Origin of the sequence: Streptomyces xantholiticus (assembly GCF_014651015.1) — a bacterium.
Taxonomy (GTDB): Bacteria; Actinomycetota; Actinomycetes; order Streptomycetales; family Streptomycetaceae; genus Streptomyces; species Streptomyces xantholiticus.
On the sequence record NZ_BMWB01000028.1, the window covers coordinates 62,153 to 83,492 of the forward strand.

The 21,340-nt window shown below is 67.9% G+C and carries 13 protein-coding genes and 2 pseudogenes; 5 read left to right on the forward strand and 10 right to left on the reverse strand.

The window, feature by feature from the left end:
• Window positions 1–26: 26 nt before the first annotated feature.
• The 5 genes from IE198_RS29935 to IE198_RS29955 all read right to left on the reverse strand — a co-directional run bounded on the left by IE198_RS29935 (window position 27) and on the right by IE198_RS29955 (window position 12,921).
• Window positions 27–896, reverse strand: coding sequence for a HalD/BesD family halogenase (locus IE198_RS29935; protein WP_189892246.1), 870 nt, complete (start codon window positions 894–896; stop codon window positions 27–29).
• 1,053 nt (window positions 897–1,949) lie between these two features.
• Window positions 1,950–3,194: an alpha/beta fold hydrolase gene (locus tag IE198_RS29940; protein WP_189892248.1), complete on the reverse strand. Its 1,245-nt coding sequence runs from the start codon at window positions 3,192–3,194 to the stop codon at window positions 1,950–1,952.
• A 215-nt stretch (window positions 3,195–3,409) separates the two neighbouring features.
• Window positions 3,410–8,002 (reverse strand): ATP-binding protein, encoded by a 4,593-nt coding sequence (locus tag IE198_RS29945; protein WP_189892250.1) that lies wholly within the window; start codon window positions 8,000–8,002, stop codon window positions 3,410–3,412.
• 917 nt (window positions 8,003–8,919) lie between these two features.
• Complete coding sequence (locus IE198_RS29950; protein WP_229834476.1) at window positions 8,920–11,730, reverse strand: helix-turn-helix transcriptional regulator; 2,811 nt, start codon at window positions 11,728–11,730, stop codon at window positions 8,920–8,922.
• A 324-nt stretch (window positions 11,731–12,054) separates the two neighbouring features.
• Entirely contained in the window at window positions 12,055–12,921 is an 867-nt protein-coding gene (locus IE198_RS29955; RefSeq protein WP_229834477.1) for an alpha/beta fold hydrolase, read from the reverse strand.
• 137 nt (window positions 12,922–13,058) lie between these two features.
• Between IE198_RS29955 and IE198_RS36760 the strand changes: the two are divergent.
• Window positions 13,059–13,188 (forward strand): annotated as a pseudogene (locus IE198_RS36760) (winged helix-turn-helix transcriptional regulator); the annotation flags it as partial.
• A 75-nt stretch (window positions 13,189–13,263) separates the two neighbouring features.
• Here IE198_RS36760 and IE198_RS29960 read toward each other — a convergent pair.
• Complete coding sequence (locus IE198_RS29960) at window positions 13,264–15,696, reverse strand: FG-GAP-like repeat-containing protein (RefSeq protein WP_189892257.1); 2,433 nt, start codon at window positions 15,694–15,696, stop codon at window positions 13,264–13,266.
• A 747-nt stretch (window positions 15,697–16,443) separates the two neighbouring features.
• Here IE198_RS29960 and IE198_RS29965 point away from each other — a divergent pair.
• On the forward strand, window positions 16,444–17,184 hold the full coding sequence (locus tag IE198_RS29965) for a class I SAM-dependent methyltransferase (RefSeq protein ID WP_189892259.1): 741 nt from the start codon (window positions 16,444–16,446) through the stop codon (window positions 17,182–17,184).
• A gap of 60 nt (window positions 17,185–17,244) precedes the next feature.
• Window positions 17,245–17,712 (forward strand): plasmid transfer protein KilB, encoded by a 468-nt coding sequence (kilB, locus tag IE198_RS29970; RefSeq protein WP_189892261.1) that lies wholly within the window; start codon window positions 17,245–17,247, stop codon window positions 17,710–17,712.
• Between the two features lie 235 nt (window positions 17,713–17,947).
• Here the strand turns inward: kilB and IE198_RS29975 are convergent, their stop codons facing one another.
• Window positions 17,948–18,307: a hypothetical protein gene (locus IE198_RS29975; protein ID WP_189892263.1), complete on the reverse strand. Its 360-nt coding sequence runs from the start codon at window positions 18,305–18,307 to the stop codon at window positions 17,948–17,950.
• A gap of 393 nt (window positions 18,308–18,700) precedes the next feature.
• On the opposite strand from IE198_RS29975, the gene IE198_RS36430 reads away from it, so the two are divergent.
• Window positions 18,701–18,832: a hypothetical protein gene (locus tag IE198_RS36430; protein WP_308426874.1), complete on the forward strand. Its 132-nt coding sequence runs from the start codon at window positions 18,701–18,703 to the stop codon at window positions 18,830–18,832.
• Between the two features lie 202 nt (window positions 18,833–19,034).
• Here IE198_RS36430 and IE198_RS29985 read toward each other — a convergent pair whose 3' ends face one another.
• The gene (locus tag IE198_RS29985) at window positions 19,035–19,826 is read right to left on the reverse strand and encodes a CbtA family protein (RefSeq protein ID WP_189892265.1); all 792 of its coding nucleotides are present in this window, start codon (window positions 19,824–19,826) and stop codon (window positions 19,035–19,037) included.
• Window positions 19,827–19,838: 12 nt separating this feature from the next.
• Window positions 19,839–20,066 carry a CbtB domain-containing protein gene (locus tag IE198_RS29990; RefSeq protein ID WP_189892267.1) on the reverse strand — a complete coding sequence of 76 codons (228 nt, stop codon included), beginning with the start codon at window positions 20,064–20,066 and terminating at the stop codon, window positions 19,839–19,841.
• A gap of 295 nt (window positions 20,067–20,361) precedes the next feature.
• On the opposite strand from IE198_RS29990, the gene IE198_RS29995 reads away from it, so the two are divergent.
• Complete coding sequence (locus IE198_RS29995; protein WP_189892269.1) at window positions 20,362–20,928, forward strand: histidine phosphatase family protein; 567 nt, start codon at window positions 20,362–20,364, stop codon at window positions 20,926–20,928.
• Between the two features lie 220 nt (window positions 20,929–21,148).
• Here IE198_RS29995 and IE198_RS30000 read toward each other — a convergent pair.
• Window positions 21,149–21,340: pseudogene (locus IE198_RS30000) on the reverse strand (IS982 family transposase); the annotation flags it as partial.

A 21,340-nucleotide genomic window follows, 5' to 3' on the forward strand; every position in this document is an offset into this window, starting at 1 on the left:
TGGGGGATCGCAGAGCGGGGATACCGCTAGTCCAGCAGCAGGTCGCCCCGCACGGCCCGACCCTCGACCGCCAGATGCTCGGGCAGGACGCGGCCGAAGAGCTGCCGGGTCCGTGCCACGCTCCCGATGACGCCGGGGCGCTCGCTGTAGGCGAATATCGCTGAGTGGCGGGCGACCTCGCCGCGCACGGGGCTCACCCGGTGCAGCGAGTAGCGGCCCTTGAACAGTTGCAGGTCACCGGGTTGCAGGGGCAGGCTCCGGATCAGCCGCTCGCCACGGCCGTCCAGTACGTCCCGGACGTCGTCGAAGTGCTCGTCGTGCGCGGACCTGATGTTCGGGCAGTACTCGAAGACGCCGCCGGCCTGTGCCTGCTGAGTGAGCATGCTGACGGTGAACTCATTGGTGTCGAAGTGCCAGGGGTGCTCCATGCCAGGCGCGACGACATTGAGAACCAGCCCGGAGAGCGGGTCCGCCAGCTCGTGGAGCTGCGGCAGCCCGAAACAGCGGGCGATGAAGTCCTGGAACACCTGATGGGAGTAGAGCCTGCTGATGAGGGAGCTCTGGGGGACGCGGTCCCGCGCGACGAAGGCGTTGCCCCGCTGGAAGGTGCGCCGGCCGGGGTGGTCCTCGGGCAGCGCCGAGTCCACCGCAATATTGTAGACGTTGACGGTTTCGACGTCGTAGTGGGCCCGGGGGGCGATGGCCGAGCACTCCTGCTGCAGGACTTCGCGGAGCGACGGACGGATGAAGTCCGGCAGCACGGTGCAGCCGAGAGTCAGCAACTCACGCCGGGCGCGGGAGACCACGGCCTGTCCCTCGGCGCTCTCGGGTTCCGACAGGGGATAGCGAGCCGTGTCGACCACCTGGTCGAGCGTTACGGCTTCCAAGGTGCTCATTCGATCCTCTCCACGTGCGGGCAGACCGTCCCGAGCGGAATGCTCCCGGAGCGGCTCTTCATCAACTCCGATGAGAAATGAGAGCGTTGAAGCTTGCGCCGAAGCTGTCACAGAGCCGCCCCGTTGTCTGTGACACGTCACACGATGCCGGGCGGCATACTCGGGCCGCACATGGTAGGCCACTGGGATGACCAGTGAGGACTTACAGGGCGTCAACGGAACGTCACGCACGCCAAGAACGCCAAGAAAGCTTCCGCGCGGAGGGTGAAGGGCGTGGCCTCCGAGCGGTGCCGTGAGGCGAATCGGACCGAGGAGGCCACGATGTGCCTGAGTGCCTGAGGGCACGTCATATCGCAGCGTAGGAGCGGAACTTCGGGTTGTGCGGCCGTCGGGTCCGCCGGCCCGTGCCGGCAACCCGCCCGCCCCGGACAGGACGGTCTGGAACGTCGTCCTGCGAGTCAGGCTGGTCACGGCGCAGTTGCCTCGTTGAGGCCGGCCCCCGGAAGGTCTGGTATCAGGCGGGCGTGCGGCTGTGCTCGCAGGTGTCTGGAAGGGGGCCTGCACGGCAGCCGCTGCTGGAGCCCGGCCCGCTGCGCGGATGGACGAGCAACGATCGTCGCCAGGCTGCCCGGTCCCGCCCAGACAGGCTCATGGCCTACGTCGGGTCAGGGGCGGGACGGCAACGCGGCTTCATCCGCGGCCGGTGTGCAGCGAAGTGGCCGCGGGCGTGGGCGACGGGCTCAGCGGCGGCCGCCTTGCGGTTGCTGGGCGGCGGCTCCCCCGTAGGGCGGCCATTCATAGCCGCCCTACAGGCGGGGTGGGTGCTCCTTGATGGACCGTGCGCACACTGACATGGCAGTGATGATGACAGCGGGCCAGGTCGGCCCCCTGTCCGCGGCAACGTGTGGAAGCCAGGAGGGTCGTCGTTCTCGGACGACAGACATGCAGAGCGTCCATGATTCCCACTTGGTGCACCCGCGCCGGCGCCGAGATTCCCGGTACCAGGGCGCTCAGCGATCCGGCCGTCCGACACGCCCTACGCCGACCACTCGGCTACAGCAGTCGCGTGCGTATGAAGTCCGGCAGCCGGCCGGATTCAAGCTGCTGCTCGAGCGCGGCGAGCTCGGCTGCCGTGGGTCCCGTGATGTTCAGATAGCCGGGATCTTCGGACGATCTTTGGCCTGAAGGATGGGGGAGTGCGAGGGCGGAGGTTGAAGGTGAGTCGCCTGCGAGGTGCTTGCCCATCGCTGCCGCCGAGCTGGTACTCAGCTGCATGGGCTTGCCCACCAGAAAGCGCCAGACGTCATTTTGGACGGCGGGAAGATTGGGCAGGCTGCCGTGTTCGCCGTTGATGTAGCGAGTTTCTCCGACCCAGGGGAGCTGAGCGGAGGCGAGGGGGACTCGTCCGTCGCCGTCTCTGTCAGGGTGGTGGGGAATGCGAGTGGTGATGCGGTCCATGTGCTGCCACAGAAAGCCCATGCGCTTGTTGTAGGCGAGGCGGAAGAGGGTGTTGAAGCCTGTCCCGGCGATGACCGCCATACGGTCGCGCTGGCGCTGGTCGAGGGAATGGTGCCATGCATGGAGGTCACGGTGGTGCTGGGCGGCGGCGTCGAGGAGGGACTGCAGGCATAGTTGCTGGGCGGGGTTCAGCTTGAGGTGCCAGGCTGCGACGTCGTACGGGTCGAAGTTGGTGCAGGGGTGGTCGTAATCGGGGTCGTCCTTGGCACTGCTTTCGGGATAGACGCCGACGGGCGCCGGGAGCAAATTCAGCACGCCTGCCAGGGAGCGGAAGGTGTCGCGTGAGAGGTACTTGCCGAGCAGGGCGAGGCGGTCGCGGCCCCACAGGTGGTTCTTCAGGTAGCCGCCGATGGCGGGTGCTCCGTAGTGGGGTGTGCCGAGGAACACGATCTTCCCGATGTGGTTCCACAGGTTGGGGTGGCGCATGAGCGCAGTGCGTACGACAAGGCCGCCCATGCTGTGAGCGACAAGGTTGATGGGGTGTCGTGGGTGCGTTTCGGCGTGTTGAGCCAGCACGGTTTCATGTAGGCGGTCGGCGCTGGTGTGAAGCGGTTTGCGCCAGTCGTAGGGGAAGGCGAGGGGCTGTACGTCGTTTCGTCGTTCTGCGGCGAAGAGGAAGCCTTCGTAAGAGGCGTCGACGGCGACGGGCTGAATCTTGAACGACGGGTGGGCATCGCTCTGGCCGTCGGAGGCCAGTGCCAGGCTGTCGATGCGATCGCGGGATCGGATGTCGAGCCACCAGATGCCACCCAGTCCCGTGCTGGCGAGGATGCTGCCCATGACGCCGGGCACGAAGATGAGGTTTGTGGGGCTGGCGTCGGCGAGGTGCTGTGCTGGTGGAGGGCCTGCCAGTTCGCTCAGTTCGTTGTAGGCAGCTGTGCCGAGAAGGTCCCGCAGAGCGTCAGCGGCGGCCGGGTCTCGTACGAGGGCCATGCGTCCGGGTGTGTCTGCAGTGAGGAACCGGCCGGCGATGTCCGGCGGGTGGTGCGGTGAGGTCACGCTTGCCTCGCTCGGGTCTGCGACGTCCGTGGGCTGGGCCGGTGCATGGCTGCGACTTCGTGAGGTTTGGCGATGAATACCTGGTCGTCGTTGACGTAGCTGTAGAACAGGCCGCCGATGCTGCGGTATTCGTCCCAGAAGAACTTTCTTGTCTGTGCGAGAGCTTCGCCGGCGGCGGTGGGAGCTCCGTTGACATCGCGTGTGTAGAGGAAGTGGAAGAAGACGCTGGCGAAGCGCGCGGCGAAGTTGGTGGGTACTTTGCACTCGCTGCCGATGTAGGCCCGGCTGCCGCGTTCCAGGAACGAGTTTTGCAGTTCGTTGCTGTAGGTGTGCTCGGCGGCAGACGTCTCGCAGGCGTTCATGAAGATCAGGGGCTTGTCAGTCAGAGGGTCAACGCCCATGTCGGTGAGCTGGAGGACGTCACACGGGTCGCTGGTGCTCCCGAAGCGCAGGCTCGGCTTATTGCCGGCTCCGGTGGATGCCTCACAGAACACGTAGATCAGCGAGACGGGGGAGGGGTCCCAAAGGAACTGTGACAGCTGTGCCTTGGGGTTCTCCCTTGCTGATGGCAGAACTGTGGGCTGCCAGGTGGACAGCTCCTCAGCGTGCTCCTGCGCTGCCAGCAGGGTTTCGTCGTCCGGGTTGCCGCCCCAGTACATCAGATGGGCGCGGACGGCGTCGTTGTCGAGCGAGCGCGTGAACTCGCCGGGGTGTACGACGTGGGAAATCCGAAGTCGCAGCCCAAGAAAGTCGTGTGCCTGGATTGGTTGGCCCGGGCGTGGCAGGGTGCCGCGGAACAGCAGGGGCCAGGGCACATGCTGGGGCGTGCAGTCTTTCCAGTGGATGGTCAGCCGGTCTCCGGGCTCAAGTGCCTCGATCATCGTGTTGAGGTCGGTGTTCTCGGGAAACATGGCCCGGAACAGCTGTCGACCGGCAAGGGCGAGGGCCCTCATCTCCTCGCTGTGCGCGTCGGCACTCCAAGCCTCTTCGTCCTCCTCCTTGACGGCCGGCCCAGCCTGCAGGGACCAGTCGGCACGAGGGCGGAAGTCCCGCAGACGCTGGGCGATGTCGGAGGCGGAGATGAGGTTGTACCGCTGAGCGCGGGACTGCCAATAGGTGTCCAGGGCTACTTGCGCGTCGCGGACTCGCTGCCCGGCCGCCGCCGTGGGCACCCACGTGGTCATGTTCGAGTCGCGCGAGCCTGCGACTCGCAAATCCCACCAGGCAGTTGGCGGGTTGACGTAGAGAGACAGTTCGCGGGTCGCCCGTTGCCAGCCCTGGGGAACATGGAGGGCGGTTTCCCTGGCGGGAACACGCTGCCGTGCCCGCACCTGCACAGGGCCGCGGCGGCGCTGATGGGACCGCGGAGGGCATAACGCGCGCGGGACCTGTACAGCCGCTGGCCTGCTGTCGTCGCTGGCGACCACGGTTGTGGGCGGGCGCTGGCCAGGCAGGCCGGCAGCCTCGGTGCGCGGGGGCCGAGTACCGGGTGGCCGGCCCGGCGAGTCCGCATTCAGCCCACCCTGCGGCTCAGCGGCGAGCGGTTCGTCGACCGGGAACTCGATGGTCAGTTCACGGTAGGGGTCACCGTCGACCAGCACCATGGCATCGATGCGTGCCGTGCCTGCCTGTTGGGGTGTGACGACAATGAAGCGTTCCTCGGACTGCCCGTGTGGCGGGATCAGCAAGTCGAAGTCGATGTTCCATTGGGGCCGGTCTCCTCCGACGGTGACGGTAGCCCGAAACTGCGGATCCGCGTCGTCGGGGAGGGCCAGTTCACAGGTGGAGGACGACACGATCCACCGCGTGTGCAGTCCCGGATCCGGGATCTCGTCGGTCGGGATGACACGATCACCGGCCACCAGGTTGTCCGGATGGTCCGGGCCTACCTGGAAGCAACCGGTGTGGCTCTCAGCGACCCGTAAAGGGGTGTCGTCCGAGGCGATGTCGGCGAACCAGAAGTTGATGTGCTGAGCGTCAACAGCGTCCAGCTCATGAACCGGAAGGACATCTGTCGTCGTCGCTTCTGCCGGCTGTTGTGCGGTGGAGTCGCCTTCCCAGTCGTCGTCGTCCGGGAATCCCGCCGATCCTTCAGCCTCGGGGGGCTCCCCGCCACTGCCTCCACCGCTGCTCGCCCCATCCTCATCCAAGGGGGCCTCGTCTGCGGGAGGCACCTGCGGATCATCTTCATCGGCCTCTGCCCGACGTGACTGATCCACGCGTCGCGCGTGCACGTCCAAGCTGAGGTTTTCCAGCTGTGTAAGAAAGTCCTCCGGGGCGGGGACGCTCGAGATGCCGGCCGCCAGGAGCCGGTGCCCCTGTCGATACTGCTCAGATGACCCGCGTGAGTCGATCTCCCGTAAAGCACCCTGCTTTTGGGCCTTGCGCAAGCCGCGACGATCACCGGCTTCCGAAAACAGCTCTGCTGCCTCATCCAGGGCTGAGAGAGCCTCGTCGTCCCGCCCACTGAGGCGCAACGCCAGATACAAGCCGTAGAGGGCCCGCGCTGCCCCGAGAGTCCAACTGGCGTCGAGGCTGGTCCGGACCGCTCGGTCCAGATCCGTCACGGTCCTTGCAACGTCGCCTTCGGCGATGGCCAACAGGCCCGAGAGGTGCGCGAATAGCGCCTGTGCACGCACATCCCCACGAGCCACCATCCGCTGATGGCCCGCCTCAATGAGTTCGCGCGCTGTGCGGATTCCCTCGTCGCCGCGTTGCAGCAGATAGGCGATTACTACGGTGGCAAGGTCGGCCACCACCTCGGGATGGTCCGCGGTGTTCTGAGTGCAGGCCGCGAGATTTTCCAGCTCCGCTGCAAGCCAGGCGGCCGCCTGGGAAGGCCCGCTGAGAGACGGTGCACGGTCCGGCAGGGAGCCGCGCAGAGCGTCTGCCGACTCCTGCTGAGTCTCCAGCAGGTAAGCGGCTGTAGCGGTACGGCGGTAGTAGTCGACGAGCCGCCGTCGGACTTCCTCCTCGTCTCCCATGTCCTCCGGCGTCGCTGTGTCGGCGAACTGCTCAGGAGGAGCCGTGTTGAGGTACGACGAAAGTAGGACATGCATGCGGAAGCGACCCGGAGAGACCTCGGTCAGAAGGCTGTGCCGGTACAGGGAGTCCAGGCACTGATCGGCGTACTCCACCGTGGTATTGGCCAACACGGCCGCTGCGCGCTTCTCCAGCTCCGGCCCCGGGTGCATGCCGAGCCGCCGGAGGAATCGCCGCTCGGTGTCGTCGAGTGTGCGGACAGAGGTACTGAGAACCTGAGAAATGGACGCACGGCCGCCGGCCAGGCGTGTAAGACGCCGTTGGGTACTGGACAGGTCATTGACCAGGTGCGGCACCCGCCAGGTGGGGTGCGCGAGCAGAACACTGGCGGCGAACACCAGTGCCAGCGGCAGGTTCCCGCACAGGCGGGCGACCTCGTAGGCGTCGTGCCCGCCCTCTTCGAAGCCGCGATGCCGCAGCAAGCGGTCGAAGAGCCGCGCGGAGAGCTCCGGTGCCAGCTCTTCCACGGGAACGGACCTGGTCACTTCAGCAGCTTCCAGCCGGAGCCGGCTCGTCACTACGGTCAGGCAGCCGGGGTAACCCGGCAGCAAAGGCTCCACCTGACTGAAATCAGCAGCGTCATCCAGAATGATCACCATGCGCTTCGACGACAGCCAGCTGCGCCACATACCAGCGCGTCCATGAACGCTCTCCGGTTGCACGCCGGTGGGGAAGCCCGCCGCTGTCAGCAAGGAGCCCAGAAGCTGAAACGCCGACGCTGGATCGTCCCCCGGGTCGTGGCCTCGAAGGTTGATGAACAGCTGTCCGTCAGGGAAGCGATCAGCTACACGATGGGCGGTGTGGACTGCCAAGGCTGTCTTACCCACACCCGGCATACCGTGCAGCAGGCACACCGACGGCTCGTCGATGGAATCCGCCGCCCGAAGTAACTGCTCCATCTCCGGCTCGCGGCCGGTGAAGGTCGGCACAGCACGAGGCAGCATCCGTGCGGGGCCCAACCGGTCGAACACCGTAGGCGCAGGCGGCAGGCACGCGGCCGAGACACCCGACGGGTCGCCAGCTGCCAGAGCCAAGGGCGCAGCCGGATTCCCGAGGCCCGTCAGCGGTACCACTGGCACGCCGGAAAGACCCTGGGTCGCCCAGGCCGTCAGGATCGAAAGCGCTGTGGGCTGCGACAAGACAGTGCTTCGTGAAGAAACCAGCAGCTCGTTGAGAAGGCGGTGCAGGTCCTGATCAACCGAAGAGTTGTCCTTCACGAGATCTTGCAGGCGACGCTGAAGCGTAACGGTCAACTCATGCTCGACGCGGGCGTCATCATCGTCGATTGCCGCAAGGATAAGTTCACGAGCTTCCTCAAGCTCCAATGACACGTTGTCAGCTTCATCAGGCCGTGCGTGACGGAAGATCTCCACCGTCCGGTCCCGGACCTGCTGCCAGGCGTCGGTTGCAAGGGCCCCTACGATCGACGCTGACGTCGCGGCCAGAACAAGTGGATCCATCAGGCCCCCGCCCAATCGTCCGTCGTCCCCCACTGTACGAGCCGAGAGGGCGGCCAGGGCTCGTTTCGACAGGTTGTTCAGAAGCATGACGAAGAACCCCGTTCACTCTTGCGATCTGCAGCAGCGCTCGTGTGAGCGCTGACGTACTTGTGGTACCTGATTGATCAAACGATGCAGCTGCGAGCTGCTGACCATCGCCTGCCGCGAAGACCGCGCTTGGTCCCGAAAAGACGGCCGAAGCGGAAAGGTCCTGTCCGGTGCGGCCAGGCGCTTTCTCGGTGGTTTGACAGCCCGTTGGCCGCCGGAACACTACTTGTTCGCTCACCGAGGCGGATGCCGGCCGTGCCGAGGAACCCCCGCGCTCCTGAGGCCCATGCCCCGGGCAAGCCAAGCAGTACCAAGAGCAGAAAGGCACAGGCCATATAGTCTTCCGTTCGTCATAAGGCTTCGGGTGCGGCCTGGAGGCGACCCGACATCGACATCAAATTCGAACACATGGGTGGATAATGAGAGTTGGGGAGTCGTAAAAGACGCTATTGCCTACTCCGACTGACCCACCTCCGTGTTACCGAATCGCGACAATCTGTCACTCGCGACGCAATCGACCGGAGAAACACAGCCCCGACCACCGAAGGACTGGGGCCCAGTCTCGAACGAGGTCGCCCACCGCCCTCACCCCGAAACGGTCGCGTCGGTGTCCGCCTCCGTCGCCAGTTGGGCGCTGAGTCGGTTGGCAAGGCCTGTCTCCTGGATCTTCGGTTGCACGACGTGTAGCAAGCGCATCGTGGTCGGACGTGGCGACCGACAGCGGAGACGCGGATAACGCGGGCCGCTGGCGGAGTTTTCAGAAGTTGCGCGTCGTCGTATTCCCGCCGCCGATCCAGTGAACGTGCCGGGGTCTCTGCGGCGTCAGTCGTCTCTTCAGACCGACCGGGCTACAACTCTCTGATGAGGGCGGGCGGCGAGTGGCCCACTGGACGGCTACCGGGTGAGTCCAGCGGCTGTCAGGGAAGCAGTCCGTGCTCCATGGCGAACTTCGTCACGCCGGCCCGGGTCCGCTGGCCAGTCTTGTCGTAGATGTGGGCCAGATGGTGCCCGACCGTCCGGCTTGAGATCGACAGCTGCATGCCGATCTCCCGGTTGCGCAGGCCTTGGGCCGCCAAGCGAAGCACCTGCACCTCCCGCTCGGTCAATCCCGCGGGCAGGTCCGACGGCGGCTCGACGGGGCGTGCGACTCCGGGTCCGCGGACGGGGGACCGTTCGGGAGCGTCAACCGGGCGACGGAACCCGCCCGTTGCTCTCAGCTCGCCTTCCGCTCGCGCCGTGAACGCCTCGGCACCCATGGCGGAGAACATCTCGTGCGCCGTGAGCAGCTGCGCGCGAGCGTCGACACGGCGTCTTTGGCGACGCAGCCATTCGCCGTAGAGGAGGTGCGCCCGGGCCAGGTTTGCGCGTATCCGGGTCCGTCCCAGTCGCTCGATCGCCTCGCGGTAGAGGTCCTCCGCCGCGGTGTCGTCCGCGATCAGGGCGCGTGTCGCGGCCTCGACGCCGAGGGCCCAGTCGGTGCCGCACGGCAAGGTCCTCCCGGACAGCTCCTCGGCCGCGTCGATCGCCACGTCCGTCTGTCCCAGGCGAGTGGCGGCCTCGACGACCTCGGGCAGGGCCCACGCCCCGAACGCCGAGATCTGAATCTGTGCCGCGGCCTTCCGCGCGGCGTTGAGCGCGGCGTCATAGCGGCCGCCGCCGTTGTGCAGTACCGAGGTGGCCAACTCGGTGATCGTGACTGCGGTCGCCTCTCCGCGCGAGGCGGCTTCACGTGCGCTGGCATCCAGCAGCCGCAGACCCTGGTCCGGATCGCCGCGCCATCCGGCCAGGAATGCCGCCCCGTACTTGGTCTTCGGCGCACCGGTCGCCTCTGCCACGGCATCGGCTTCCTGGATGCATGCGGCGGATTTGTCGAAGCGCCCCTTGTGCAGGTTCAGCCATGCCTGGAAATTGAGACCGACCGGCAGCACGGCAAGCGCTCCCGAGTCGCGAGCGGTCGCGGTCAGCCGCGTGCTGAGCGCTTCCAGGGCGTCGTCGTCCCATACGCCCCAGGCCGCACGGCAGGCGAGCGGGAGGGCTCGTAGTTCACCGGAGCGCCGGTAGGCGCGGATCGCGGCCTGGATGTCCGGCACGGCTGCCGCCATCCCCCTGGTGAACAGCTTCAGAATGCCGTCCAGCAGCAGGTCGGCCGCTCCTGGGGGCTGCGTCAGAGGGATGCTGGTGAGCACGGCCTCGGCCGCCCGGACGATCGCCTCGGCATGGCCGAAGCGGCCTGCCCACGCCGCTGCCCACAGCACTTCCAGGAGCGTTTCGCGGGCGAGCCCTGCGTCGAAGGGGGTGAGCAGGCGTGCTGCTTCGAGCAGCAGCGGCGGAGCCTCGTTTCCCCGCTGCACCGCGAACGAGACCCGGCCGCGCAGACGCAGCGATCGGGCCTGCTGAAGGTCGTCGAGTCCATCGGCGTCCAGCGCGGCGAGCAGGTTCAGCGCCTCGTCCGGAGCGCCGGCGTCGTGCTTGGCCTGGGCCGCCGACAGCAGGCGTTCGTTGCGGCGGGTGCGGTCCGGCGTCAGTGCAGCGGCTTTCTCCAGGAAGGCCGCCGCGGCGGCCAGACCGCCGCGGGTCTGTGCGCGCTGCGCCGATTGCTCCAGCTCCGCCGCGACATCCTCGTCCACGCCTCGCGTCGCCTGAGCCCGGTGCCAGGCGCGTCGATCAGGATCCGTCTGCCGGTCGGTTGCCTTGGCCAGTACCGAGTGAGCGGCGCGGCGCTCGGCCAGCGGCGCGGCCCCGTAGACGGCGGAGCGTACGAGCGGGTGGCTGAACCGTACCCGCGCGCCGAGCTCCAGCAGCCCGGCTGCCTCCGCCGGGGCCGCCGCCTCGATGTCCGTGCCGAGGCAGGCGCAGGCACGCTGGAGCAGCGCCGGATCACCGACCGGCTCCGCCGCGGCGACCACAAGCAGCCGTCGCGTGTCGTCAGGTAACGCCGCGACGCGATCGTGGAAGCTTCGCTCGATCCTCCCCGCGACCGTGTCGGGGAGGGCGAAACCGCCCGCAATGGCTGCCGGCCCCGCGCTGCGCGCCAGTTCCATCAACGCGAGCGGATTGCCCCGCGCCTCAGCGATGATCCTTTCGCGGACCGCTCCGTCGAGTGGCGCCATGACTTCCGCAGCCAACAGCGCCCGGGCCTCGCCCTCAGGGAGGCCCGGCACGGTGAGTGTGGGCAGCCCTCGCAGCTCATCGGTGCCCGGCACGTCACGCAGCCCGAATGCGAAGGCAACGCCCATGGATTCCACCCGTCGAGCGATAAACGTGAGGACACGCGCCGACGCGCTGTCGAGCCACTGGGAGTCATCCACCACACACAGGACCGGGCTGTCGCGGGAGGACTCGGTCAGCAGACCGAGGACGGCGAGTCCGACGCGGAAGGGGTCGGCCGCCACATCGCTGCGCAAGCCGAACGCCGCCTCCAACGCCTCTCGCTGAGCGCCGGGAATCCGATCGATCCTGGGCAGGAGCGGCCCGCAGAGCTGATGCAAGGCCGCGAACGGCAGGTCCATCTCGAACTCGACGCCGACCGCGCGCAACGACTCGAAGCCCGTGGCCACATCCAGGGCGTGGCCGAGCAGCGTGGTCTTGCCGATACCGGCCTCGCCGAGCACGACGAGTGCGCGGCCTTGTCCCGAGCGTGCCGCCTGCACGAGCCGTTCGACCGCCTTTGCCTCGCGTGCCCGAGCACGGAGCCGGACCGGGCGCGACACGAAAGGTTCTTGTCCCACGTGATGCATTCCCCAAGAACCTCTTCCCGTCGGAACGTCAACCCGCGTGCACATTCGGCACAAGACTCAGGGTGAACTCGCCACGGTATGACGCCTTGCAGGTCGGCGGGGGCCCATGGGCCGGTCCGAGGATGTATGAGTCGATCGTCAGACTGAGCGCTTCAGCTGGCCAGTAGAGCACCTATACAGCCGTACTCTGCCTGATCTGAGCGAATGTTTCGCCAGCGTCATCGAGCCACAGGGGGCGGAGACGTGGGACGCGCGCCACCCCATCGATGTGCCCCTGGCCTGGGCATGCCAGAGATTGAATCGTGGACGTTGAAGTCAGCCGCGGGCAAGGGGCGTCGGCGTCCTTGGGTGACCGGCGGCCAGGAAGGGGTGCAGCAGGGCGAGCAGCGCTTGCGGCCGGTGCACCGGGATGATGTGGCCGCAGGCCTCGATGATGTGTCCGGTCAGGTCATCGGTGATCGGGCGGAGTTGGCGCTCCAGCGCTGCGCCGACGGGATGCGCGCCCACCGCCATCGTTGGCACCGTCAGCCGCGAGGCGGCCGCCCCCTTCGCGATCTGCGCCGTGCTCTCGGGCAGGGCCCGGTAGTACGAGAACGCGCAGCGCAGCGCCTCCCGGCCGGTGTAGGCGGCGACGAAGGCGTCCCGCAGCGGCGGGCGCACCCCGTCGCCGAGGGTGCCGGCGCGCAGGAACCAGTCGATGTAGGGGGCTTCCTGACCTTCCAGGACCGTCTCCGCCAGGCCCGGGACGGCGTGGAAGCCGAACCACCACGGAGGGCCGTCGGCGAGGAAGCCCTCGGCGCCGGGCAGCTCGCCCAGCAGCGACTCCATGACGACGAGACGCCGCACCCGCTCGGGGTGGCGCAAGGCGAGGAGGAAGGCCGGCGGGGTGCCGGCGTCGATGCCCACTACGGCGGCCGAGGGGACGTCAAGCGCTGTGAGCAGGGCCGCGGCGTCCGCGGCCAGGGACCCCGCGTCATATCCGGCCACAGCCCGGCTGCTCGCGCCGAACCCGCGCAGGTCCGGCGCGATGACCCGGAACCGGCCGGACAGTTCCGCCATGACGTCGGTCCACAGCTGCCAGGTGTGAGGGAAGCCGTGCAGCAGCAGGACGGCAGGACCCGATCCGGCCAAGGCCACGTTCAGTTCGATGCCGTTGACGGGGACGCGGCGCAACTCGGGCATGGGTGGCTCCAGGCGATAGGCGGTAACAAATAGCGGTATGGGCATATTTCGGAACTGCTCTGAGCGCTCTGAGATGGCACCCTTGACTCAGGTGGTGAGCTTCAGGTCACCAGGCGACCACGGCCCAGCACGCGGACCTGTTCGGTCCGCGGTGTCCGAGGCGGAAGTTGCTGGACGGCATCGGCACGACATGGACCTCGATGGCGGTCAACGTGCTGGCCGAGGGGGCCCCGGGATGAGGTCCGCTTCGCCGAACTGTCGAGGCGAGCACGTACCGGCTCCGGGCTTCGGGTGGAGCGGAGGCCCGGGGCCGGCGCGTGGAGCCGAGGTACCGGAAAGGGGTCAGGAGCCGGAGGCTCCGGAGGAGGGGGTGGTGTTGCCCCCGCGGTTTTCCCAGGCCTGGATGCGTTCTCCCTCGACAACGAGGTAGTCGGCCTTGCCGTCGCCGGTTACGTCGCGGAAGGCCACTGCGGTGTCGGGGTGGAACGACTCGTCGGCGAAGTACTGGTGCTCGATCCAGTTGCCGGTGGACAGGCCGTCCATGTGGTTGATGTACGCGTGTACCGCGCCGGTGCTGCCCACGATGAGATAGTCCGCTTTGCCGTCACCGTTGACGTCACCGAGCCGCATCCGGGCCCGGGGACCCGCCTTCGTTCCGGTGGCGAACGTATCGACCTTGAACCAGTTGTTGGCCTGACCGGGGGCCGCTCGTATATAGGCGTCCATGGAGCCGGCCGGGCCCACGACCAGGTAGTCGGCCTTGCCGTCGCCGTCCACGTCGGCGAAGCGCACGTCCTCACGCTGCCACCCCGACTCGATACCGCTTTCGTCGCCGACCGGCTTGGTGCCGTCGTAGGAGGGGAAGATCCGGCCTTCCTTCTCCCAGTGGAACTTTCCGTCGCTGCCGCGGTTGTTCAAGAAGGACCACACCGAGCCCTGGGCGCCCACGACCAGGTAGTCGTCTCGGCCGTCGGCGTTCACGTCGGCGAAGCGCACCGTATGTCCGGGCTGGCCGACACCGGGGGCGATGATGCCCTGGTCCACCCAGTGCGGCCGACCGTTGTTCCCTTTCGTGTTGAGCGCGGCGCGCACCGAGCCGTTCGGGAAGATCTTTATGTAGTCGGCGCGTTGGTCGCCGTTGAGCTCGACGAGGTCGATCCTGCCGTCCGGGCCGCCCATCCCCGGGGCGATCGTGCCCAGCGCCCGCCAGCCGGGGCCGATCCCGTTGCCCGCGCCCGGGTCCGCCGGGTCTGAGCAGTCCCGTCCGGATCCCTTGACGGGCTTTTGGAGCAGGCCCTCGTCGGCCGCCGCGTACAGGGCCTCCAGCCAGACGTCGGACAGCTTGCGGTACCCCCCGTCGTGGGGGTGCGATCCGTCGACGTCAGCGTGGGTGAGCGCGGAGGCCGCGTCGACCAGCCGGACCCGCTTGCCCTCGGCCCGCAGTTGCTGCACCACCCCGGGAATCGCAGCGTTGTAGCGATCGATCCTGGCTTGCATGCCCGGCTTGGTGGAGGGGATGATCGTGGCGACCAGCACCGTGGTCTCGGGGGCGTCCGCGAGGACCTGGTTGATCAGCCCACGAAGCCGCATCGGCGCGGTGTCCAGCTGATAGTTCTGATTCATGTCGTTCGTTCCGGCGTGCAGCAAGACCACGTTGGGCCGCAGCGCCTCGACCGAGCAGGCGGTGAAACGGGCGATCTCATCGATCCGCTTGCCGGGGTGCCCCTCGTGGTCCCGATCGGTCGTGTCCCCAGATCGCCGGCTGCCAACGAAGTCCAGGGAGCGTTTGGCGACGAGGGACGTCAACAACAGGTCCGCGTACAGCACGCCGCGGTAGCCGTCACCGGTCGAGTGGTTGACTCCGCCGGTGATGGAGTCGCCCGTCGGCATCACCTTCAACTCCACCGACTCCGCAGCCCCCCGCAGACCGCCGACCTGAACGGGGTAATGGTCCGATCCGGCGCCGTTCAGCCGACGCGCGTTCAAGCCGTTGATGATGTGGTCGGAGACCGCATAGTCCAGTTCCCCGCCGCCTTGGTGGGTCGCCTGGCCGGTGTTGTACACGGCGGCGTTCGGCGGAAAGTCTGTGCGCCCGCCGAGGGTGTCGGGGTCCGTGTTGAAGTCGCCGCCGACGGTCCAACCGTAGAATCGCCCGTCGGCTGAGCCCCATGCTGTCACGGCGTCGTCGATGGCGTCGAGCATCCTGGCGGAGTCACCGCCGCCACCGGAGAGGCCGTGAAAGGTGAAGTACCAGTCGTTGTCGAAACGCACGCCCAGCGCCCGGCGGCCAGCCGCGATCGGGTTGTCGACGACGCGGACCTCGTCCGGCACCTGTGCGGTGATGACAGCGATGTTGACGCGGCCGCCCGTGTCGCTTCCGCCATTGGAATCCGTCTGCAAGAAGTTGACCTCATACGGACGCGGACGGAAACGACCTTCCGGATTCCAGACGGCGTTGCGATAGGTGTGTCCATCGGCCGTCGTGCGCGCGATAGAAGGCACCGGTTGACGGGTGTCGGGATTCTCCATGCTGCTGGGCGGGCCGGCGCCCACTTCCTGCAAGAGCATGATGGGCACCTGTCGCATGTAGGGGCGCACGGTGTTCTGCCACTTGCCGCCGGAGATGTGGCCCGCGTTCTCTCCTTGCATGTTCCACGTGATGAGCGTCGTGCCCTGCAAGGGTGCGGCATGGGCAGGCGTTGGCGTCCCCGTGACGGCCACCAGGCTCGTCGCCGCGGTGACCAGGGCGAGCAGAGGGGCGAGCAGCCGCCCCACAGCTCTGCGCGCCCGTATGGGCCGTGCCGGCTGTCGCAGACGCTGTCGTGATGCTAACGACATATCGTTTCCTTGTCTTTGGTCCACCGGCAGGCCCTTGTGCCTGCCAGGCCCTGCACCAGGGGCACCGCAGCGGTGCCCGGCTGCCCTGCCCTTGCCGTGCAAAGCAGCGCCGCCTGTGCCGCGCGGCCCACGACGATGCGGGTCCGCGCCGGCTCAAGCCGGTTGGCGCACCGGGCGGTCGAACGCCCCCGCCCGCGCACCGCTGTGCACCGTCGATCACCACGGTGCAACGGGGCGGGCCATGGCGTTCTGCCTCTCCCCTGGTCGGGTGGAGCGGGGGCAGGCCCGACATCGCCGACTCCTTGATGCCGAGGAGCATCGCCACCCCCTCACCCCGCGCAGAACTCCCGGGCCGGGCAGAGCCGGGTGGCTGCGGCATCAATGATCGCGAGCGCCCGCTGGGGTGGCATCGGTCAACCGACCTATCGACGAGACAGAACTCGACGCGCCGCGTTCGGGCGGCAGTCCGGCCGGGCCGGGCCTCGGCAAGCGCCCTCTCACCAGGAGCACTCTCGGTCACACCGATCGGCCCTTCCCGCGCCAAGCAGAGCGATCGAACGCGGGCGGGGTCACTTGACCCATCAGACAAGCCCTAGCAGTCAATGCGGAGGAATCGTCAATACCTCCCGGCGGGTCCACCAGCCGCGGCAGGTGGTCATGGGTGGAAGCGGCATACTGTCCGTCGTGACGACTTATGACTGCATTGGTGCGACCTATAGTCACACCCGACGACCGGATCCCCGTATCGCTGCCAAGATCCACACGGCGCTCGGCGATGCTGCGACGGTGATCAACGTAGGTGCTGGCACCGGCTCCTACGAACCGCCGCAAACGGTGCTGGCGGTGGAACCCAGTTCAGTGATGATCGCCCAGCGTCCGGCCGGATCCGTGCGGGCCCTGCAGGCATCCGCGGAGTCGATCCCTCTCGCCGATGACTCCGCCGACGCAGTGATGGCCCTCCTGACCGTGCACCACTGGACCGACATGGAAGCCGGTATCGGGGAGCTGCTTCGGATCGCCCGGCGGCGCGTCGTCATCTTCACCTGGGACCAGATCATCCTCCGCAGGTTCTGGCTGGTGGACGAGTACCTGCCGGAGGTAGCCGCGTTCGACGACACACGGGCCGTCGCGATCGACCGGCTGATTGCACTGCTGGGAGGCGCCCGCATCGAGACGGTCCCGATCCCGCATGACTGCACCGACGGATTCGGCGCCGCCTTCTGGCGCCGACCCGAGGCCTACCTTGATCCGGAAGTGCGTGCTGGCATATCCATGCTCGCCCAGACTGGCGAGGAGGTACTCCGTCCGGGCTTGGCCCGGCTGTCCGACGACCTGTCTTCCGGCATGTGGCACGAACGCCATGCCGGCCTGCTCAACCGCGAAACACTCGACATCGGCTACCGGCTTGTCATTGCTGAACTGTAGGAACAGGCGAGCGACGCGACTCCACGCTCAGGCATGCGTGGGCCCGGGAATCCTGAGGACATGAATGCCGCGCTCACAAGCCTCGTCGCCGTCTTCGCGACGCTGGCCGGGTCCACCCTCACCTTCGTCTTCCAACGGCACATCGCCCGGCAGGCCGAACGATTCACCCGAAACCAACAGCTCTGGCACGAACGGGTTGCCGCCTACAGTGCCTTCGCTGCTGCTCTCACCGACTTCCGCCGGAGTCAGAATGACCGTTGGCACTTGGAGCAGGCCGAACCGAACAGCCCTCAATTCATCAGCGCTCGTGAAGAGTCCTATCAGCGGCGAGCGGAGGCCACAGCAGCGCTATGCCGAGTCCGCCTCATCTGCGGCCATTCCGTCCTGAGTCAGCTGGCCCAGGACGCTCTCGACGCCACGACCGAAATTCATGTGGCGCAGGACGAGCAGGACCGCGCGAGGCGGGGAGAGAAGGCCCGTCTCGTGCTTGATGAGTTTCTTTCCAGCGCCTCACCGCACGTTCACTGACCACCACCTGAGTTGATCGATTGACCGGGCATGGGCATCCCAGGACCGCCCTTACGGGTCTGGCCTGAGACGGCACAAAGGGGCAGCCCCGCACAGTTCAGAGAGGCACGCGCCCCAGCGTCATCATCCGGCTCTGGCGGACGGCACCCGCGCGCATGGCTTCTCGTCCGCAGTCGCGCTCTTCGTCCTGTCGTCGGCGCTGCGCGCCGTGTCCGTCTTCGCTTCTGGGCGTGTCTTACGCGGCGATGTCGGCGGCCGGGTCTTCGGGAGCGGGAAAGCCGGGCAGGCCCAACTCCCTGCGCAGGGCGTCACCGTCGCGGAGCAGCCGTGCGATGAGCGCCTGGTGTTCCTTCTCGGTCTCACCCAGGTCGACGGGCGCCCGCGCATCGGTCTCCCCGCCGCCGCCGCCGATCCAAGCATGGTTGATGGACGCCCGCCGGGCGCGCATCGCGATGTCGCGGCCGGGCGCCCAGCGGAGGTGAATAGCGCGGTGTGCGAGCTGGAGGTGAATACAGCCGGGGGCGATGGCGGCGTTCGTGTTGGCCTGGTCAGTCCTGTTGACCGCGTTCTCCGGGTGCTGCTGCGCGTCGTTCACTGGTCGCCCTCCTCCTTGTAGAAGCCGGGGAGCATCCTCCTCACGACCCCCTGGAAGTAGCCCCACTGCCGGCTCCGGCTCCCAGGCGTTCTCGAGTACGTGATCACTGACAGAAGCACGGCGGCCGGTGCCGGGCTGAGCAGGCTCTCCGGATCGTAGGCAAGGCGCGACAGCGACAGGGCCGGGGTGGAGACCTGATGCGCATCTGCGGGGCCCGGAAAGCCCCCGCCTCGCTGAGGTCCGGGACGTGTTCGCGGTGCCGGCCGACACGACCCGGCTGCACCTGCTGTGGCTGCTCGCCCACAAGGAGTCCGACGTCGGCTCCTTTGCCGAACGCTGCATCGCCTCCCGCGCCGCGGTCGGCCCGCACCTGGCGAACTACGCTTCGCGGGCGTGGCGGAGACGTGGCGCGAGGAGCACCATGTCTGCCGCAGCCTGCGCCGCGGCCGTGACGTCACCGCCGTCCGCGAAGTCGTACCCCGCCATGCTGACGACCGGGTGTCCGGTCAGGCAGCCCACGACTGACCCCGGCGCCGGGCAGAACACGGCCCTCTGCGGGGCGTGGCCTCCGTCCGGCCGCAGGAGGGTCTTCTGCCGCGCGGACGGGCACGACAGGCGTTTCAGGGCGGCCCGCCGACGTGGCGGCCGTGCGGGGATGCGACAGGCCCCGCCGAACCCCCGAGGGGTGGCGGGGCCTGGAGGGTACTTGCCTGGCGTGGCCCGCGGGTCAGCCGGTCGCTGGTGCCGTCTGCTCCACCGCGGGTCGGGTGTTGGCCGCCCGTGGTGCGAGGAGCCGCTGGGCCAGGACGCCGAAGACGATGCCGAAGACCGCCCACAGCACGGCCTGGATCGCCAGTGAAGCGATCCTGAACTCCCACAACAGGGCTGCGGGGAAACCGGCCTTGACCGAGTCGTCGTTCGTGGGCAGGAACAGGCATGCGACGGCCACCACTGCGACGAAACCCGCCCCGGCGGTGAGCGTCGCGTTCCAGTTGCCCAGGCGCGGTGCCAGCCGCCGCCCGGCGATGACTGCGGCGATGCCGAGCAGCACGCTGAGCAGGATCATCAGGAAGAAGAGCGTGGTGCGCTTGCCGATGGTGTCCGGGTTGCCGACCGCCGGTGGGGTGGCCGGATATTTCAGGAATGGCACGAGATAGACGGTGGTGAAGGCGGCGGCCGCCGTGAGTGCCGCGGTTGCGCGTGGGCTGAACCGGCCGAGACGGCCCAGGGCGAAGGAGAACGCCAGGGACGCGATGCCGCCCAGCGCGACCCCGTACACCAGAACGCCGGTGGCCAGACCAGCGGTCGACTGCACCGGGCGGCTGACCGCTTCTTCCTCGGCGGCTTCCTCGGACACGGCGCCGTGCCCAGCATGGGCGGCCTGGGCCTCCTCCACCGCGATCGAGCCGTCGACGGGCGGCTCACCCACCACGTAGGCCACGGCGAAGGCGAGGAGTCCGGCGATCAGGCCCGCGAGCATGCCACGGACCAGCAGACCTCTGACAGTTGAGGCGTACACGTGCAGTGCCTCTCAGTGGCAGGGGAAGCCGAGCAGATGACGTCCGTCGTGGACCCACTCGTGCACGTCGGTGCCGGCGAACACGGACGTGGCGCCCTGTTCGGCGCCGACGAAGTACAGCGCGATCAGCGCCAGGAGGCCGACGAACACCGCCCAGGGCAGGACCGTGCGGACGGGCAGAGCAGCCGGCACAGGAACGGAAGGGGTGGAAACGGAAGCGGAGACAACGGCCTCGGCCATGGTGGAACCTCCTCGGGGAACACGCGTCCCATACGGTGGTGCAGGACGACGGTCCACGGGTCTGACTCGCCGCGGCATCATCCTCGACGGATTCCGCTGCGGCTCACAGTGGCGCGACCGTGCCGGACTTGCACCGGACTTCCGTCTCGCCGTCGTCGCGTATTGAAATGTCGCCGTGACCGTACCGCGTACAGGTCACTCCGCCAAGGGGGTGAGTCCCGTATCACTCCCGCACGCCCCCCACAGGTAGGGTGCCGCGCGACAACGGCCGTGCGAAGGCCCCCCGGAGGAATCGATGACCGTACGGCTGACGCTGGTATCCCCCGCCACGAGTGAAGCTCTGCGGGAGTTCCGGTTCGACGACGACAGCCCTCTCGACCCGGCGGGGACCGCACGCGCCGAGGCCGCTGCGGGCACACTCGCCCCGGCCGCCGCCACCTACACCTCACCGTCCCTGCGCTGCCGCCGGACCGCCCAGGCCCTCGGGCTGACCGCCGCCGAACCACTGGCCGCCCTCGCCGCCTGCAACATGGGTCGCTGGCGGGGGCAAACACTCGAGGCCGTGGCCGGGACCGAAAAGGAAGCCGTCGCTCTCTGGCTGAGTGATCCGACCGCCGCACCCCATGACGGAGAATCACTGCAGGACGTGCGCAACCGCGTCGCAGCCTGGCTCGACACCCTGGACAGCCGGACCGGACACATCATCGCCGTCGCAGAACCGGACGTGATCCGCGCAGCCCTGATCCACACTCTGTCAGCACCCGACCAGGCATTCTGGCGCCTGGACGTCCGCCCGCTCACCGCCACCGAACTCAGCGGGCGCGACCGGCGATGGAACCTCCGAAGCGGCCACACCCTTTGAGCCGTAAGGGAACGATCTCCGCGACCGCTCGATGGCACCGGCACCCATGCCATGTGCCCGGCGGCCGGCAGCACGACAATCCTTGCGTCGTCGACCCCCTCACCACCGCTGGCCGCAGGGTCCTCAGGTCGACCTTCAAGGTCTGGCCCGGCCACGTTCGATCAGGGTCTCGGGGCGTTGACGATTTTGCCCCCGTCCTAGATGAATGAGTCCGATGTCTTCAGTGGTCGTAGGCGATCAGTGATCGTTTGACTGTGGCGCCGGTGGTCCAGTTGTGCCAGATGCCGGTGGCGAGGGCGAGGAGGCGTTGAGCGGTGCGGGCGAAAACTCCGGCTGGGGTTCTGACGCCGTGCTGTTCCAGGCTGAGCTGGCCCTTGAGGGTGTCGATGACGGCTTCGATCCACTGGCGGAC

Excerpts from the sequence above, each read along its gene's own strand:
- IE198_RS29935 (WP_189892246.1), bottom strand. The coding sequence starts at position 896 with ATGAGCACCTTGGAAGCCGTAACGCTCGACCAGGTGGTCGACACGGCT.
- IE198_RS29945 (WP_189892250.1), bottom strand. The coding sequence starts at position 8,002 with ATGCTTCTGAACAACCTGTCGAAACGAGCCCTGGCCGCCCTCTCGGCT.
- IE198_RS29990 (WP_189892267.1), bottom strand. The coding sequence starts at position 20,066 with ATGGCCGAGGCCGTTGTCTCCGCTTCCGTTTCCACCCCTTCCGTTCCT.
- kilB (WP_189892261.1), top strand. The coding sequence starts at position 17,245 with ATGAATGCCGCGCTCACAAGCCTCGTCGCCGTCTTCGCGACGCTGGCC.
- IE198_RS29995 (WP_189892269.1), top strand. The coding sequence starts at position 20,362 with ATGACCGTACGGCTGACGCTGGTATCCCCCGCCACGAGTGAAGCTCTG.
- IE198_RS29940 (WP_189892248.1), bottom strand. The coding sequence starts at position 3,194 with ATGGGCAGCATCCTCGCCAGCACGGGACTGGGTGGCATCTGGTGGCTC.
- IE198_RS29955 (WP_229834477.1), bottom strand. The coding sequence starts at position 12,921 with ATGCCCGAGTTGCGCCGCGTCCCCGTCAACGGCATCGAACTGAACGTG.